Annotated in this window: 9 protein-coding genes; 3 read left to right on the top strand and 6 right to left on the bottom strand. The window is 35.3% G+C overall.

Annotated elements, in window-relative coordinates:
* Nucleotides 1-125: 125 nt before the first annotated feature.
* The 3 genes from AABK36_RS00045 (at nucleotide 126) to AABK36_RS00035 (ending at nucleotide 5,005) form a co-directional block, all read left to right on the top strand.
* Nucleotides 126-1,433 carry a pyridoxal phosphate-dependent aminotransferase gene (locus tag AABK36_RS00045; protein WP_309936958.1) on the top strand — a complete coding sequence of 436 codons (1,308 nt, stop codon included), beginning with the start codon at nucleotides 126-128 and terminating at the stop codon, nucleotides 1,431-1,433.
* A 129-nt stretch (nucleotides 1,434-1,562) separates the two neighbouring features.
* On the top strand, nucleotides 1,563-4,577 hold the full coding sequence (locus AABK36_RS00040) for a PAS domain S-box protein (RefSeq protein ID WP_309936957.1): 3,015 nt from the start codon (nucleotides 1,563-1,565) through the stop codon (nucleotides 4,575-4,577).
* A gap of 11 nt (nucleotides 4,578-4,588) precedes the next feature.
* The gene (locus AABK36_RS00035; protein ID WP_309936956.1) at nucleotides 4,589-5,005 is read left to right on the top strand and encodes a response regulator; all 417 of its coding nucleotides are present in this window, start codon (nucleotides 4,589-4,591) and stop codon (nucleotides 5,003-5,005) included.
* Between the two features lie 178 nt (nucleotides 5,006-5,183).
* On the opposite strand, the gene AABK36_RS00030 is transcribed toward AABK36_RS00035, so the two are convergent.
* The 6 genes from AABK36_RS00030 to AABK36_RS00005 all read right to left on the bottom strand — a co-directional run bounded on the left by AABK36_RS00030 (nucleotide 5,184) and on the right by AABK36_RS00005 (nucleotide 16,046).
* Nucleotides 5,184-7,016: a tetratricopeptide repeat protein gene (locus AABK36_RS00030; RefSeq protein WP_309936955.1), complete on the bottom strand. Its 1,833-nt coding sequence runs from the start codon at nucleotides 7,014-7,016 to the stop codon at nucleotides 5,184-5,186.
* Nucleotides 7,017-8,022: 1,006 nt separating this feature from the next.
* The gene (locus tag AABK36_RS00025; protein ID WP_309936954.1) at nucleotides 8,023-9,750 is read right to left on the bottom strand and encodes an Ig-like domain-containing domain; all 1,728 of its coding nucleotides are present in this window, start codon (nucleotides 9,748-9,750) and stop codon (nucleotides 8,023-8,025) included.
* 63 nt (nucleotides 9,751-9,813) lie between these two features.
* A complete protein-coding gene (gene mnmG / locus AABK36_RS00020) occupies nucleotides 9,814-11,679 on the bottom strand; it encodes a tRNA uridine-5-carboxymethylaminomethyl(34) synthesis enzyme MnmG (protein WP_309936953.1) in 1,866 nt (621 codons plus the stop codon).
* A 154-nt stretch (nucleotides 11,680-11,833) separates the two neighbouring features.
* On the bottom strand, nucleotides 11,834-12,268 hold the full coding sequence (gene ybeY / locus AABK36_RS00015) for an rRNA maturation RNase YbeY (RefSeq protein WP_309936952.1): 435 nt from the start codon (nucleotides 12,266-12,268) through the stop codon (nucleotides 11,834-11,836).
* Nucleotides 12,268-12,669: an ATP-binding protein gene (locus AABK36_RS00010; protein ID WP_309936950.1), complete on the bottom strand. Its 402-nt coding sequence runs from the start codon at nucleotides 12,667-12,669 to the stop codon at nucleotides 12,268-12,270. Before AABK36_RS00010 ends, ybeY begins: the two co-directional genes overlap by 1 nt.
* 2 nt (nucleotides 12,670-12,671) lie before the next feature.
* The gene (locus AABK36_RS00005; protein WP_309936949.1) at nucleotides 12,672-16,046 is read right to left on the bottom strand and encodes a DUF4175 family protein; all 3,375 of its coding nucleotides are present in this window, start codon (nucleotides 16,044-16,046) and stop codon (nucleotides 12,672-12,674) included.
* Nucleotides 16,047-16,215 lie beyond the last annotated feature (169 nt).

Raw genomic sequence — 16,215 nt, 5'->3', positions numbered from 1 at the left:
TATATTTTATTGACATTTAATTGAATATATGCAAAGTTGAAACGTTAAAAAAACAAATATTGAAAAACGATTATCAATTTGGGTCGTATCTTAACGCTGAAGTGAGTTAAAATAATATAGTTAGCATGAGACAAAAACTGCTACGAGAGGGTTCGAAAGAACTCAGCTACGAAATACGAGGAATCGTAAAGAAAGCGGAGCAATTGCAAGCTCTGGGACAAAACATCATTTGGGAAAATATCGGAGATCCCATAGCCAAAGGACTAAAAGTACCACAATGGATGAAAGACACTCTCAAAGATCTCATTCAAGAAGATCATACTTTTGGATATTGCCATTCAAAAGGAGTGCCTCATACAAGGCAATACTTGGCTAAGAAAAACAATGAACTCGAAGGCGCGCAAATCACCGCGGATGATATTTTGTTTTTCAATGGCCTAGGCGACGCCATCGCCAAGTTATACCAATTTCTAGAGCCTACATCTCGAATTATTGGGCCATCTCCCGCCTACTCAACTCACTCTTCAGCGGAAGCCGCCCACGCCAATCACCAACCGATCACTTACAAGCTGGATCCAGACAACCACTGGTTTCCTGATTTGGATGATCTGTACAACAAAGTAAAATACAATCCCAATATCGTTGGAATTCTGGTCATCAATCCTGACAATCCTACAGGAATGATATATCCCGAGCATATTCTCAGAAAAATATTAGAGATTGCCGAAGAGTTCAACTTGATCGTCATATCTGACGAAATATACATGAACATCACTTATAATGGTGCTGAAACCAAAGCCTTGGCTGAAATCATCGGAAATCAACCAGGCATTGCTCTTAAAGGCATTTCCAAAGAATTTCCATGGCCAGGAGCTCGTTGCGGATGGATGGAGTTCTACAATAAAGAAGCCGACCCTCAATTTGAGGCTTTGTGCTCGACTTTGGAAAACGCTAAAATGATAGAAGTATGCTCTACCAAGCTTCCTCAGCTTTCCATTCCTAAGATCATGGAAAATCCAGCATATCAAAAGTATCTGATTGAACTAAGAGAAAAAATCGGCAAGAGAAGCCAAATTATCGGAAATCTACTTCAAGATACGCCAGGCATATACTTCAACCCAACGAATGGTGCTTTTTACAATACTATTATTTTCAAAGAAGGAGTATTGAAGCCTCATCAAAAATTAAAAATAGAAGATGGGAAAACGAAAGAGCTGGTAGAATCTTGGTTCGAAAAAGAGCCTGAAATGTCCTTGGACAAAAGATTTACTTATTATCTCCTTGCCGCAAAAGGAATTTGCGTAGTGCCTATTTCTTCATTTTGTTCTGAATTAAGCGGCTTTAGGATCACGCTACTGGAAGAAAATGAAGATATCTTAAAACACACATTTTCTGAACTTAATAAAGCTATTAATGAATTCATAGAATCATAACAAGGCTATATTTGAGATTTAGTTTGGCTATTTTAAATTTAATTACAGAAATTTGTAATTAATACTTAATTGTATTATTCAATGTTTTGTGTTAAATTTCAGTTCTGATAGCCAAACTAAATCGTGTGTATGCTTAAAGAAATCGAACAGCAATCATTGCCGGATATTTCTCTCACTAAAGAGTTGAACATACTTTATCTGGGCAATTCCTACGATGATTGCAGCTTATTGCAATCCATCCTTAACCACACGCCTTACATTTTCAAAAGCGAACTTATCTATCATTGGGATAAAGCTGTCAATTTGATTCAAAAGAAATTCTGGGACATGATCATATGTCCTTATGAAATGAATCAAATTCACTCTCTTGACTTGATACGATACGCCAAAAAGAATAAAATCACGACGCCTTTCATCATCATTTCAACCGAGCAGAATGAAGAGCATGCTGTGAAGGCGATCAAATTTGGCGCAAGAGATTATATCTTGAAAAATAATCTCAAAAGGCTTATCCCAGCGATAGAAAGAGAAGTCAATACGCATAGAGAAAAAAAAGAAGCAATAACCAAGTTCAAAAACTTTGACCTGAGTTTATTCAATGACAATATCTTATTTGAATACTCTCCTGCCATGGTCTGGATCAAAGATCTGGAGAACAATATATTGCTGGCCAATATCAAGTCTGAAGAGTATTTTGTTAGAAATATCAAGGAAATCAATCAAAAGTCTCTTTTTGAATTGGCTCCAAAGTATGCAAAAAAATACTACGAAAAAGATTTAAAAGTAATCAAAACCCAACAACCTTTGCTTGGGGTTGTTGAGCCATTTGAGAATAGATATGGCGAACAGAAATGGATTCGTACAGATAGAATTCCCCAATTCGATCAAATGGGCCATATTACCCAAATTCTAACTTTTTGCTTGGATGTCACTGAGCAGAAGTTGAAAGAAATTGAAAAACACAATTTCTCGGAAAGACTTCAAGCAGCTATAGAAACCAATAAAATCGGACTTTGGGAAATCGACCTAAAAAAAAACACACTCAATTTAAGCGATGAGTTTCTGCATAATGTTCTAAAGATCCGAGAAGGACAGTTTGACAATAATCTAGACAGTGTTTTGAAACTGTTTTTCTCAACTGAGGATTACGAATTGATCAAAGAGAATATTGCTGGCTATTCCAATAAAAAAATCAGCGGCTTAAATTCTTGTTATAAACTTCAACTAAGCGATAAGAAAAATATCTATGTATCAGTCAAGTCAAAAGCCATAGACTGGGATGAAAATGGCGATCTGACTAAAATCACTGGCACAATCACAGATATAACACACCAAAAGCTCTCTGAAGTTGCATTAAGCGACAGCAGGTTCAAGCTTAACGATGTTCAAAAGATTTCGAATATTGGCAACTGGCAATATTCTACCAAAGACGGAAATGTAAGCATCTCGAAAGAAGTCATCAAACTCATGGAAATGGAAGGTGACAACGAAAGGACGCAATACAAGGCCAAGCATTTTATCAAAAACATCCATCCTCAAGATATGAGACTTGTCTTCACTGCAGTGAATATGAGTTTGCAGAATGGAGAAAGCAATGAAATCAAGCACAGAATCGTCGATAAAAATGGAGAAGTCAAATGGGTGATCAACAGTATTATCTCCAAAAAAGACGATAAAACAGGCTTTGATGTGGTATTTGGTGCCATACAAGATATCTCCAGTCAAAAGAAAGCATTAGACCAGCTTAGACATAGTGAAAAGAAATATAGATTGCTGGTAGAGCAAGCTTCGGATGGCATTATAACTTTCGACCAGAATGGCAATATCACTGATTTCAATAGTCCTCTTGTAGATATGTTGGATATAAGCTATGAAAATGTCGCTGACCATAGCATTTATGACATATTGGAGTTTCAAGAAAATATCGAACTCATCAGCACATTGGATCAAAACTCCAATCAAAGCATGCTTTTCGATCACATCGACTTGATTACATACAACAACAACAAAATTCCTGTTGAGATAAACGCAAAAAAAATAGATGTCAATCAATATCAAGCGATAATCAGAGATATCAGCGAAAGAATAATCAAGGATCAAGAGCTTCATAGAAGTCATTGCAAAAATTCAGCAATATTGAAAGCTATTCCTGACACCATGTTAATCATTAATCAGGAAGGCATCATCATTGACTTTTATGACAGTCATTTGAATCCAAATGAATACATAGGCTGCTATGCCACCGCATTTTTCGATGAAAATACATTTGACGCTGTCAAAAAAGGATTCGAAAAAGCAATGAAGCAAAGCCAGACTATCATTATCGAATTTCAAAAACCAAATCATAATACCGACCTTATCAGCTATTATGAAGCTAGAATAAGAGTAAAGCAAGACAAAAAATTCCTTGTAATCGTCAGGAACATCACTGACAAGATCAAGGCTAATAACAAGCTTGTGGAAGTGAATCATGATTTGGAAACTTTCATGTATAAATCATCTCATAACCTTAAAGGGCCAATAGCTAGTATATTAGGCATGGTGAATGTCTTCAAGCTGGATGTCGAAGACGATAAAAGCTTGCAATATATCAGCATGCTTGAAGAAAGCGCTTTGACACTCAACAATACACTTGAAGAGCTTGTGGAAGTAGCTAAAGTGAAGCAAGATGTGAATTACATTGAAACGATAAGTTTTGAAAATATACTTAACAATTGCATTAAGATACTAGAAAAAAAATATGCCCATGAAAACATAGAATTCCAACTAGAGAACAACCAAAACAACCCTCTAAACAGCGATGCCAAGCTTATCAATAAAATTCTCATGCACATTCTGGACAATGCCATAAAATTCAGAAGTACCAGAAGATCCCCCTCTATTTTCATTTCAATCAATGGCAATATGCATTATACATACCTCTCAATTAAAGATAATGGCAACGGCATAATAGAAAAGTTCCACGACAATATATTCGACATGTTCTTCAGAGCTAGCGAAAAATCTGTCGGATCAGGGCTTGGTTTATATATATGCAAACAAGCTGTGAAAAGAATAAAGGGCCAGATTTCAATACATAAGAGCGACGAAACCGGGACAACAATGCTGGTATCGCTTCCGAATCTGGGAAAGTACAACTTTTAACTAATTAACCTATGTCAAAAAAGATTTTTTTAGTGGACGATGATGAGATTCATTCCTTCATTTTGGAAACCTACACTAAAAAAGTTTCCGATGGATTCTCCGTCGAAAAATTCATCAATGCCGAAAAAGCATTAAACGCTCTTCGTGCAATAGCTGAAACAAAAAATGAATTTCCAAACTTCATTTTCATCGACTTGGATATGCCAGTGATGAATGGATTCGAGTTTCTTGAAGTGTATGATCGTGAGTTCTATCCTCAATTTCCAGATGTGAATTTGTACTTTCTAAGCTCTTCTATGAACGAAAATGAAGAAAAAACCATACTTAAATCGCCAGCCGTTATTTCATTCATCAACAAGCCAATTTCTCTAGATACATATAAAAAATGTCTTGAGGAAAAAATTCAAAAAATGAAATCTGTGCAATAATGTATATCACGATTAATTTTTTATGATTTTCAGAATCATCCTCCATTGTGTTCCTTAGAGAGGGAAATAAAATGGATAAAAAATCAATCGAAATTATGTCTAATAGATTTACGAGATTAAAAAAATAATGCTAATCGATATCAAATCGATTAGCATTATCATACTACCTAAGCTATCTCTAATACACCTCGTCTCCTCTAAGCATTCTGAACTTCTTTCGCGCTTCCGAGGTAAAAATGCTTCCTTTATGCTTTATGAGAAACTCTTGATACAATTCCATTGCCTTATTCTTGTCTGTTTTCTCATAAAGATTGGCTAAAAGAAAATGGGCGTCATCTCCCAAAATATCATGAGAATAATCTTCAATCAATAATTCCAAAGAAGCTATCGCCTGATCATCTTGTCCCAAAGAAACAAAGATATTAGCCTTTGCCCAGTGCAATTCATCCGTCAAACTATGTCCGGGAAATTCATCCAACATTTTATCAATCGCCAATAAAGCACTGTCTTTTTTATTTTGAAATAACATCAAATCAATAGCAGAATATCTCTTCATTGCATATTCGGTGCTGTCCAAGCCTGTATTGTCCTTGATAAGCAAGCTTAAAGCCATCGCATCATTAGCAATCTTCTTGGTCGTTCCTTCTTTAAGTATATCCAAGTGAGCCTTTGCCAAATCAAAATCTCCGTTGAAATACGATAATTTCGCATTCTTGAATTTCGCTTCGTATGCTATTGGAGTGCTTTTAGCCTCTTTTTCCACTTGCGAATATAGTAATGAAGACTCCCATGGTTCTTGAGTAAATATATGTAAATCTCCTAGATCCATTTTCGCTTTCAATCTAACGCTTCTGCCTGTGCGCGCATTATCAATAACAAAATTCAATTTCTCTTTTGCTGTGTCAAACTGATGCAAATAAAAAGCATGGAGCATCGCCTGATTTCTAATTCCCTCCAAGCTTGTCTTATTTGCGCCGATATCGAGAAATAATTTATCGTATTCTGCGATCAAATTATTGATGGCATCCAAGTCAACCGGATAAGTGCTCTTCACATGCTCTGATTTCGCTTTTATCGCATTTTTGCGAGCTAGTGCATAAAATGGTGTATGGCTAAAGTTCGACGTGATATAATCAAAAATTTCGATAGCCATCTCATAATCTTTGTTAGATAAGGCAATGCTCCCTATCTCGTACACTTTTTCACCATTTCCTTTTTCGCGTATTTCCAAAGCTCTCGCTTGGACAAAAGCTCCGTAGAAATCTTTTTGCTGCAAGTTTGTCCAAATCAAAAGTTCAACGTAAGGTCTTTTATTATCTTCCTGAACTAATTCAACTAATTTTTCTTCTAAGCTATCAATATCCTCTGGCTCCTTCATTGTTCTTTGAAGCACATTCTTGATATAATTGATATTCGAAGCATTGTATTTAAGAATATTCAGATACTCATTAAGCATCTTATCCTTGTTATTCGACAGGATGTAAATATTCGCAAGTTCATAACCATAGATATTATCTTTCTTTAGAGCTTTACGACTGTCTAAATAAGCTTTTTCAGCCCAAGTATAGTATTGCTTATGAAAAAAGTATTGAGCGATAGATCTGGTTCTTTGTTGATCTTTTTTCTTTTCATTAATGATCTTTTCAAAGATCTCATTCGCTTCCGCTTTATCCCCACTGATTAAATAATAAATTCCTTCATCTATTTTAAACTTTGGATTGTTAGGGTAAAAACGATTGACCTTCTTTATATACGATTTCGCTTTTTTAAAATCTTTAGAAGATAATAACAAGTCAAAGTAATTTTTGTGGATAAGTAGAATGTTTTCTTTCTTTTTCGCCAGCTCTTCATAAATGACCAATGCTTTATCCACATCTCCTTGCTCGAAATATTCATTCGCGAGCAGAATTTCATTGTTTGATTGCGATTTTGAGATGTATGGAGTACAAATCAATAGAATCAAACATGCGAACGAAGCAATAATTTTATAAAGCTTTTTACTTATCAACATTTAATAGGTATTTATATTAATAATTTATTTTTAAAAAACTGTTTATTATTATTATTAAGGTGTGGATTCGTTGAAAACTAATTGATTTTGTTCTTGTTTCTTAACAAGTCTTATTTTTTAAACAAGATGAGTTATTTAACAAACATCTTATCCACATCTATCTAGTTGTTATTTAGCAAATTAACAAAAAATACGCTTGATTTTTAATTTTTGTGGATAACTTGTTGTTTATTATTAAATCGTGGATGATTTGTTGAAAAAGCGCTTTTTAAGACCAGTTTATACACTGTAGAGAGGAGTTGCTTATAGATTTGATTTGAGTCTGTTGATTTGTGGATCATAATGGTGGATTTATAAGGACTGAAATCGGCTTGTTTGTTGACATATCAACAATTATCCACATAGATATTCACATAAAATCGTTCCTGATTTGATTTTAGCGCCTATTTTAGCTTTTATCCACATTTAGAATTTATGTGCTTAACTTTTTAAGTATTTTTTCAATTTTACTGAATTTCCAGTCTTACTTTTCTCTAAAATTTTATCTGATTGCGCGAATAATTCTAAAGCCATTTTATTTCTTATGATTTTGAGTAAAGTCAAATCTCAAAAAATGTCTTTCTGATTAAGTTCGAATTGATTAATGTTCATCCAGATTGATTTTTCTAGATTCTATTTTTTCTAGTTCTTCAGTAGAAAATAATGGGAATAAGAAATCACATGGGATAATGTCTATTGCTCACTATCTCTTTTCATTACTTTTTTTGAGGATAATGGGCTGAAGTGATATTTCGATTTCTGAAATTTTGATTAATTAGAATTGATGAGTTTAATGGCTTTGAATAAGAGATATTATTCACTTTAAAGAAGCGGAATGCTACGATTTGCTTGTTGTATTAGAATAAAAAATAAAAATTGAAGGACGAGAGATGCTTCAGTTAAAAAATGAGGCATAAAAAAAGCCCTGTCGATTATCGACAGGGCTTTTTTCTTTATTAATAATATTTTAGAAATCTAAATTGATGTTTCCAATTTCCCAGTTTGCGCGAACTATTACTTTGTCTTTAAAGAAATATACAGGCTCAGGTGGAGTTTTTGTTAAAATATTTCCTGGATCCCATCTGCCATTTCCATTTTTATCAACTATGATTCTGATTCTATATTCACCTGGATCAAGATCTCTGAAAAAATATTCTTCTCCGTTGTATTGTTGGTCGTACAGCTCATATTTGGCATTCAATAACTGAATGATATAGTTTGGCTCTTCTGTAGTAATTGATCCCGCTAGGCTACCTACGAGCTCTTCCTTTGCGAAAGTAAAGGCTTTCTGTATCTCACTAGAGCTATCGTTCTCAATGGTTACAAAGGCTCCTCTGCCTCCATATAAAAGCACTTTATTGAATTCTGTGATTGGAATCGAATCATAAAGAATAGTGTCAAGCTCTATGTTTTTTTCCAGTGTTACATGGTTTCTTGTATTGTTGAAAGTAAGATCCTCTTCGGTTATTTCAATTGTATTCAAAGAGTCATAGTAGAAGAAAATACTATCTGTAATGACTTCCTTAAGCGGTTTTGAAAAAGAATATTCAGCTTTGAAATTATGAGTGATATACTTTCTTTTACCCGGATCAAAGCTTTCTTCTAGTTCGGCAGGCTTCCTTCTGGATTCTCTGAATTTCATGTAAAGGGTGCTGTCAGTCTTATTGGTCAATGAATCCATTGCAAAGACTTCAAGCTTAATGCTATCCTCTTCTCCTAAGCTATCCAGATTGTAAAACTGTATTGTTTTATTATCTGAGAGAAGGTTATAAATAAGACTTCGATCACTTTTGATATTAAAAGTATCTATGTATTTATTAAAGCCTATTTGAAAATATGGTCCAGATGCTACTGCTTTTTGTATTTCAAGCTCTCTTTCATCCATTAATACCAGTGGAATGTCAAGGTCATAGATATTGCTGTCGATTCTAATAGGGTCGACCAAGAAACCAATTCCTTCGGTTTGTGGATCATATTTTAGGTTTTCATTGGCATCGTTGAATGCGTAAACAAAATATTCTCCAGCTTTTAGATTCGGTATTTTAAATTTTCCGCCTTTTTCTTCCGGTATTTCAACACCTCTTCTTCTAGGTGTTCTTTGTGGACGATCTTTTTCTTCTCTGATTTTAGTGAAGTAATAAGGTCTATCGTTAAAGATAGTCAGGGTATCATTTGCTCTGTATAAAGCTATAACGGTGTTTTTAACTTCTTTGTCTGTCAGAATATCTCTTGACTCGCCACTAGCGACAATCGAATCTAGATAATTGCCTGTGCTAAAAGAAAAAGTTTCTTGATTCAAGCTTAAGCTATTTTTCTCTGTAACATCTTGAATACTATTTTGGAAGTTGATAGTATAAGTAGTGTTGCTATCCAGTGGTTGTAAAAAGCGAATTTCAACGCTCTTACCTTTGAGTTTTGTCATCACTTTTCCACCTAAATCGGGTGTGATGATCATTTCTTTTGTCGGATTATTTAGTTGTACCCACTCATCAAAGGTCAATTTTATTCTATCTCCGGTAAAGTCTATAGATTGATCCTTTGGGGTGGAAGAAATAATAGATGGAGGTATAGAGTCTTTAGGACCTCCAGTAGGTTGGGAAATACTAGCGCAAGACATCCATGTCATGAATGAAATGGAAAAGCCTAAAATGATATTTCCTTTTAGTTTCAAGTTACTTAATAAATGCCTCTTCATATCATAAAAAAAGGAGTGTTAGCCACTCCTAAATGTATTTAAAATAATGTCAGATTACAAAATTTACCTTCCCAAATATACCATTAGTATGGATATGTCTGCTGGAGAAACTCCGCTTATTCGAGAGGCTTGTCCTAGTGTTTCAGGCTTGATCTTGTTTAGTTTTTCTCTAGCTTCCTTTGAAAGAGTTACAATCTCTTCGTAGTTTATTTCTCGTCTGATTTCGAAGTTTTCCAAGCTTTCTATCTTTTCAGCCAGCTTTTTCTCTTTTTCTATATAGTTGTCGTATTTGACGAGAATTTCCGCTTCTTCGATTTCTTCTCTGCTATATTTAAAAAGATATTCTTTAATGGACTCTGATATTTGACCGATTTTTTCACAATCTATTTCTGGTCTTTTTAGAATATTGTAAGCGCTTTGAGATTCTCTTACTGGCGCTGTTCCAAATCTCTCCAAATGCTCATTCAACAAGCTAGGTTTTAGTTTTTTCTGCTTAAGATCATTCAGAATTTTAGCAATATTGCTTTTTTTCGAAAGCATATTGTTGAGACGATCTTCTGTAGCCAATCCTATCTCAAATCCTTTTTGAGTAAGCCTGATATCAGCATTGTCTTGCCTTAGAAGTATTCTATACTCAGCTCTTGAGGTAAACATCCTGTAAGGCTCTTCGGTTCCTTTATTGATCAAGTCATCAATCAAAACACCGATATAAGCTTCAGATCTTTTTAGAATGAATGGGCCTTTTTGATCAATCATCAAAGACGCATTGATCCCTGCCATCAATCCTTGTGCCGCAGCTTCTTCATAACCCGTTGTGCCATTGATTTGTCCAGCAAAGAATAAGCCTTTTACAAGTTTTGTTTCCAGAGTGTTTTTTAGTTGCGTAGGCGGAAAGAAATCATATTCGATAGCATATCCAGGCCTGAACATTTTTACATTTTCAAAACCTTTGATTTTTTTCAAAGCTTTCATTTGCACATCTTCAGGCAAAGACGATGAGAATCCATTCACATAAATTTCCACTGTATTCCAGCCTTCTGGCTCAACGAAAATTTGATGTCTTTCTCTTTCTGCAAATCTGTTGATTTTATCCTCTATGGACGGACAGTATCTAGGGCCCAAGCCTTTGATTCGACCGTTGAACATAGGTGATTTTTCAAATCCTGTTTTCAAAATTTCATGAACCTCAGGATTAGTATATGTAATATAACAGCTTCTTTGTTCTTTAAGCGTTACGGTTTCTGTGCTATAAGAAAATTTTTGAGGCTCGTCATCTCCAGCTTGCTCTTCCATTAGATCAAAGTTCAATGATCTAGCGTCAACCCTTGGAGGCGTTCCAGTTTTCATTCTTCCGGATTCGAAACCTAAGGATACCAATTGTTCTGTAATGCCTTTAGCAGCACTTTCCCCTGTTCTTCCTCCTCCGAATTGTTTTTCTCCAATATGAATAATTCCGTTTAGAAAAGTTCCATTGGTTAAAACTACTGCTTTGGATTTTATTTCAAGGCCCAAAGATGTAGTAACTCCTTTTATCATATTATCTTCAACGATAAGGCCAGTTACCATTTCTTGCCAGAAGTCCACATTATCGGTATGCTCGAGCAATATCCTCCACTCTTCAGCAAATCTCATACGGTCGTTTTGAGTTCTTGGACTCCACATGGCTGGACCTTTAGACCTATTTAAAAGCCTGAATTGTATCATAGACTTATCGGAAACAATGCCTGTTTGGCCTCCCAATGCATCTATTTCTCTTACGATTTGTCCTTTGGCAACTCCTCCAATAGCTGGATTGCATGACATTTGAGCAATAGTGTTCATATTCATCGTTACCAACAACACACTTTTACCCATGTTTGCAGCAGCAGCGGCAGCCTCGCATCCTGCATGGCCAGCACCTACAACAATTAAATCGTATTCCTTAAACATCTTTATTCTTTTTCACAATACCCATTGACCTGCCTATTTAGGAAGGTTTTTCAAATAAGCTGTTTATTGCTTATTCTATAATAAACAAATGTTCCACGTGAAACATAACGGATTTATAGTTCGCTTAGTGTTTCACGTGGAACGTTAAGATTGATTATTGGATTTTATTGAAAATCGCTAGCGATTCATCTTCTTTATCCCTCATATTTTGAGCTTCTTCATCAGATTTGTCTTTGAAGCCTAATAAATGCAATATGCCATGTATGATCACTCTTTTAAGTTCATTATCGAAAGTAGTTTCGAATGATTTGGCATTTTCATTTACTCTGTCAACACTTACGAAAATATCTCCCTCTATAACATCTTCTTCATCGGAATTGTCAAATGTTATAATGTCGGTAAGCGTATCATGGTCCAAGTATTGAACGTTTATTTGATGAAGATATTCGTCGTCGCAAAAAATGAAGCTAATGTCTCCAGATTTTTTACCGTGATTTTGAATAACTGCATCTATCCATTGCTTGATCTTTTCCTCTTCTGGAACTTCAAAAGAAATCTCTTCGCTATAAAACTCTATAGTGGACTCCATTAGTTCAAGTAAAATGTTAGTTCAGCGACGCTTCCTTCCGATTTGAATTCAATTTCATCACAAAGATGCTTCATCAAGAATATGCCTCTGCCGCTTGGCTTGTCAATGTTCTCCGGAGCCGTTGGATCTGGTAGATGATTGTAATCAAATCCCTCTCCTTCATCTGAAACGATGAATTTTATTTCATCTTCGCTATAATTCATGGTTATGCTAACATTTTTAGACTTGTCTTTTTTGTTGCCATGATTTATAGCGTTGTTTACGGATTCCGTAACAGCAATCATTATATTTCCATAAATGTCATCATTAAGATTGAACTTGTCCTTCACATTGTCGATGAAGCTTTCAATGATTCTGATATTTTCACTTAATGATGGTATTTCAATATTTATCGAATCCATTATCAATTATTATCTTTTTGTTTGTTCTTGTTATTGAAATAACGATTAACTTCTTCCTTGTAATATTTATTGAACCTCAAAGGTACGGTTTTTAATCGTTCTAACTCCTTTTCTTTGAGTTTTATATACTCTTCAAAGGCTTTAGGCATTACTTGCTCATAGCTAGACGCCTGTTCTGCTTCCCTTTCTTTCTCGTATTCGTCCTCTCTTTCAGCATTTTCAGCTTCCAGCATCTTGGTGAGAATATCTTCTTGCCTGTTGATCATTTCTTGCGTCAAGCGTTTGTTGACTAGATCAATTTCAGTATTTTCCATGTTTTCGGCAAGCTTCTTATAAGGATTGCCTCCTCCATTTTCTTTGCCTTCTTTCTCTCCTTCGCCTTCTCCCTCAGACGGTTTCCCATTTGGATCTATTTTTCCTTTTTTGTCGCCGTCTTGCTCTAAAGCTCTGCGTATCTTTTCTTGTTCTGAAGCAAGCTTGGAAAGCTCCTCTGAGAGTTGTCTTCCTTTTTTGCCACTCTTTTTCAAGTTTTTAATTTTTTCATTCAGCTGTTTTTGCAAATCGCTGAGTTTGGGCTTTCCGCCCTTTTGCTTAGGATCAGAGTTGCCCATTGCATTTTGCATTTGTTGTTGCATTTGAGTCATCACCTGATCGAGCATGAGCGCGAGGTTGTTCATCGAGGTCATGGCAAACTGTTGTTTGGCCATGGCTTCAGCTACTTTTCTCTCTTTAACTTTTATCGTCGCATTGTCGATATTCGTATTCATGTCGTTCAGTTCTCTGGTCACAAAGCTTGATAGTTGAAAAACCCTTTGCGATAAAGCAATAAGGCTGTCATTGATGATTTTGCTATCATCTTTGATTTTCAACTGTCCCTGAGAGAGTTCAACGAATTTTGGATCCGACTGGTTAACTTTTCTGAACTCTTTAATAAGATCTTCTTGATCAAAGGATATTTTGATTAAGTTAGATTGTATGAATCTTAGATTGTCTAGATTTTCATTAAGAGAAGTCATTTCTGAGCTTGCTTGCATGTCACGCATTTTTTGAGCGAGCTTTTGCATTTCTTTGCTCATTTGCTTTTGGCTTTCATTGGCCTGCTTCTTTTTGTTTTGCTCGTGAGCATTTTGAAAATTGCCTTGTTCGTTTTGAATATTATTTCGCTCTTCGGAAGTATTAGGCATAGCTTCAGGATTTTTCATATCCTGATTCAGTTCGCTAAGTTCTTTGAATTCTTTTTCTAAATCATCGAATTCCTTGTCAATATCTTTTTGTTTTTCGGCGATTTCATCGAAGTTTTTACCAGTGATTTTTTCATTTGACAGCTCCTCTTCTCTTTTTTGAAGCTCTTCGAGTTTGTTGGAAATTTCTTCCGCTTTGAAATCGAATTTCATTCTTTTAAAAAGCTCCAAAGTCCTTTCTAGTTCTTGTTCCAAGTTTTGCTCCTTGGAACTAATCTCGTCAAGCTTATCATTGATATCGTTGACGTCTGATTGTTTTTCCTCGAGCAATTTTTGAAGTTCTCTATAAAGCTCTTTTGTTTCCTCATCAAGCACTTCGCTCATGAGCTTTTGAAGCTCTTTAGCTTTTTCAGCGATTTTATCGTTTTTATCCATTTCATCGAAATGAGATCTTTTGGCTAGTTCCTCCTTGTGTTGTTTTTGTAGCTCCTCAAGCTCTTTATCCAGTTCCTTTTTTTGCTCAACCAATGCTTCAAGCATTTTTCTGTCTTGCCAATCCAAGTATTTTTTGCCTTTGATTCGATTCTCTATATTCTTGATATTGTCTCTGACCTCTTTGGCTTCTCGAATGGATTTTTCTATATCTTTTTGATTGTTACTACTGCTTTGGGCGATGCTTTCTTTTATTTCGCTTTTTTCAGGAGTTTTAAAACTAAAGGTCGCGGTTTTAGCTGTTTTAGCGCCATTGACTTGATCATTGTCTGCTACTTGAAGGTAATAGCTGACATTTTGGCCTGGAGTTAATTTCAATGAATCCAAAGGCCACTGATAATAGTAGCCTTGTTGCGCTTTGTTTTTGGCGATAGACACAGCTTGCCTTTTGTACTTCTTTTCTCCTTCTTTTTTATAATATAAATTCAGGCTGGATATGCCGTAGTCGTCAGTAAGGTTCCCACCGAATATTATGTACTTGTATAGCGTAGTATCCTTGAATTGCTCAAATGTGATTTTTGGATATTGATCTTTTATTACATCGATTTGATATATGATTTGGTCGATATTCGGGCTGAATTCGTTTGATAACTTTATTTCATAAGGGCCACTTTCAGTTAATACTCTTGTGTGAGAGAATAAATTTTTATCCTTGGATTCAAGCGATTCAATTTCTTCTGTTGTTGGAAAAAACATGGATAGAGAGTCAGCGTCCAAAGTGTTGAATATCCATGAGGCTTCTGTTCCTTCCGGTACTGTCAGGTTGCCTAAATTGGCAATTTGTTCGTTGGGAATTTTTGTGTACGAAGGATATTTCAGGTCAACATTGAATCCTCTCAAGTTAGGCCTGTTCTTGACAACTATAAAGAATGGGCCTTCTTTCAGCCCCAGTGCTTCGATATCAAAAGACTCATTGCTTTGCATTTTCGGGAAAGTGTACTTGAAAAGGCCTCCGGGTTCTTTTTGCATTTTTATGCGTCTAGAGTCTGTGACAAGATATAAATCCGCAGGCAAGCTTTCTCCAACAGCTTGTATATTCAATGTGAAGTCTTCATTTTGAAATGCCAATAAACTTTCATTTTGAACTTTGAGCTTAAAAGGCAATTCTGGAAGAAAGTCTCTCTGATGTTCTATGATTCTTTTTGTGCTTTTTGTAAACAGGCTTGGGCTAATCACTACTATGAGAGCTATTAAAAACACTGGCAAGATAGCATAAGGAACGTATCTTTTATTCTTTTTGGTCTCAACAGCTTCTTCGAAATGCTGGTTTTTAAAGGTGTTTTTCCCATTTTCAATTGCGGCTTTTGCCAGATCGTTCTTGTCAGCAATATTCTCAAGTTGAAGCAAGTTCAATAATTTATCGCTTATTCCCGGGAAGTAATTACCGATTTTTTGAGCGGCTTCTTCATCAGAAATGGTTTTTCTTATTCCTAATAAATAAAGCAAAGGATTAATAACCCAATAAATCAATGCTCCAGCTGACAATATGACGAACAAGTAGAAAATGAATGTTCTTCCATATCTGTTGAATTCGGCGATATGCTCAATAAGATTGAAGAATACGTAGAGCGAAAGCACCAACGCTGTGAAAAGAAGGCTTCCTTTGATCAAGAAGTTCGCGTAGTACCTTTTTTTGAACTTTTGGATCTTTTTATGGACATCTTTATCGCCCTTGTATTGCTTATCGTATTGGATCTCACTCATTCTTAACGGTATTGACAGTCTTCTAAGATAATAAAAATTAGTTATTTCATAGTATTTTCCTTCAGCCAAATGGCAAATAAGACGTGAACTATGTTTTAAAACAGTTTTTGATCGAAAGAATTAAAATTCAAAAACTATGAATATGTGTTTCACGCCTTTTAACTTAATA

Source organism: Aureibacter tunicatorum (assembly GCF_036492635.1).
In the GTDB taxonomy this organism is placed as follows: Bacteria; Bacteroidota; Bacteroidia; order Cytophagales; family Cyclobacteriaceae; genus Aureibacter; species Aureibacter tunicatorum.
This window is presented reverse-complemented; position numbering and strand designations above follow the sequence as displayed.

Bases quoted from the DNA above. Each gene is read 5' to 3' on its own strand.
- AABK36_RS00030 (WP_309936955.1), bottom strand. From the start codon at position 7,016: ATGTTGATAAGTAAAAAGCTTTATAAAATTATTGCTTCGTTCGCATGT.
- ybeY (WP_309936952.1), bottom strand. From the start codon at position 12,268: ATGGAGTCCACTATAGAGTTTTATAGCGAAGAGATTTCTTTTGAAGTT.
- AABK36_RS00025 (WP_309936954.1), bottom strand. From the start codon at position 9,750: ATGAAGAGGCATTTATTAAGTAACTTGAAACTAAAAGGAAATATCATT.
- AABK36_RS00040 (WP_309936957.1), top strand. From the start codon at position 1,563: ATGCTTAAAGAAATCGAACAGCAATCATTGCCGGATATTTCTCTCACT.
- AABK36_RS00035 (WP_309936956.1), top strand. From the start codon at position 4,589: ATGTCAAAAAAGATTTTTTTAGTGGACGATGATGAGATTCATTCCTTC.
- AABK36_RS00005 (WP_309936949.1), bottom strand. From the start codon at position 16,046: ATGAGTGAGATCCAATACGATAAGCAATACAAGGGCGATAAAGATGTC.
- AABK36_RS00010 (WP_309936950.1), bottom strand. From the start codon at position 12,669: ATGGATTCGATAAATATTGAAATACCATCATTAAGTGAAAATATCAGA.
- mnmG (WP_309936953.1), bottom strand. From the start codon at position 11,679: ATGTTTAAGGAATACGATTTAATTGTTGTAGGTGCTGGCCATGCAGGA.
- AABK36_RS00045 (WP_309936958.1), top strand. From the start codon at position 126: ATGAGACAAAAACTGCTACGAGAGGGTTCGAAAGAACTCAGCTACGAA.